Annotated in this window: 3 protein-coding genes; 1 reads left to right on the top strand and 2 read right to left on the bottom strand. The window is 59.9% G+C overall.

All coding sequences use genetic code 11. The features are described from left to right. Positions 1-218: 218 nt before the first annotated feature. Together M622_RS38535 and M622_RS38530 are read right to left on the bottom strand one after the other, a co-directional pair. The gene (locus M622_RS38535; protein WP_021251081.1) at positions 219-494 is read right to left on the bottom strand and encodes a Txe/YoeB family addiction module toxin; all 276 of its coding nucleotides are present in this window, start codon (positions 492-494) and stop codon (positions 219-221) included. Further along, positions 484-741, bottom strand: coding sequence for a type II toxin-antitoxin system Phd/YefM family antitoxin (locus M622_RS38530; RefSeq protein WP_021251080.1), 258 nt, complete (start codon positions 739-741; stop codon positions 484-486). The genes M622_RS38535 and M622_RS38530 overlap by 11 nt, the downstream gene beginning before the upstream one ends. A 78-nt stretch (positions 742-819) precedes the next feature. Here M622_RS38530 and M622_RS40915 point away from each other — a divergent pair. Then, on the top strand, positions 820-941 hold a 122-nt coding region (locus M622_RS40915; RefSeq protein WP_021251079.1), incomplete at its 3' end, for a phage head-tail joining protein.

Genomic DNA, 941 nt, shown 5'->3' with positions numbered 1-941 from the left:
TGCTGGCCGGCATCGTGCATGGCACCGGTGATGCTGCCATTGCGGAGCATCAGCGCCAGCGTGTCCACGGTGCGGTAGTGGTCGACGGGCTTGCGGTCATCGTCCTCTTCCCGCACGTAGCGGATCACGCTGCCGTCGGGACGGATGTGCTCCTCGCCGATGCGCGGCTTCTTCTCGGCTCGGGCCTTGGCGCGTTGGGCTTTCGTGTGAGGGTGTTACTAGTAATGGTAACGACAGGCGATCACCACCAGGGCCCGCTCATCCACGCAGTAGACCAGCCGGTGGGTGTCGTCGATGCGGCGCGACCAGAAGCCCGAGAGGTTTTCCTTGAGAGGTTCGGGTTTGCCAATGCCCTCAAAGGGGTGGCGCAGGCAATCCTTGATCAGGGCATTGATGCGCTTGAGCGTCTTCCGATCCTGGCCTTGCCAGTATTCGTAATCGTCCCAGGCGGCCAGGGTCCAGGTCAGTTTCAGCAGTTTGTCTTCAATCGGCATCGACCAGGTCCTGCTGCTTCACCTGTCCCTGGCGGTACTGCTCGATGGAGCGCGCCAGGTGGGCGGCGTTCGCCGGTGATTTGAGCAGATGGACGGTCTCCATCAGTCCATTGAAGGTGTCCAGCGACATCACCACCGCATCGGGGGCATCCCGGCGTGCGATGACCGTGTAGTCGGCATCGTCAATGACCTGATCGATCACGTTTTTGAGGCTGTTTCGTGCCTCAGAGAAATTCACCACACGCATGACGATGGCTCCTTTTAAATTGTGCTATTTACTGTACAAGTATAAGCCATTGCGTGCAGGCTTGCAAGGCAGCTGCCCATGACCCTCGAACAACTCAAGGCCCAGCGCGAGGCGCTGCAGGCGGCGCGCTTCAATGGGGTGCTCACCGTGAAAGCCGGTGACAAGACCGTGACCTACAAATCCAATGTCGAGATCCGGGC

Source organism: Thauera terpenica 58Eu (assembly GCF_000443165.1).
In the GTDB taxonomy this organism is placed as follows: Bacteria; Pseudomonadota; Gammaproteobacteria; order Burkholderiales; family Rhodocyclaceae; genus Thauera; species Thauera terpenica.
This window is presented reverse-complemented; position numbering and strand designations above follow the sequence as displayed.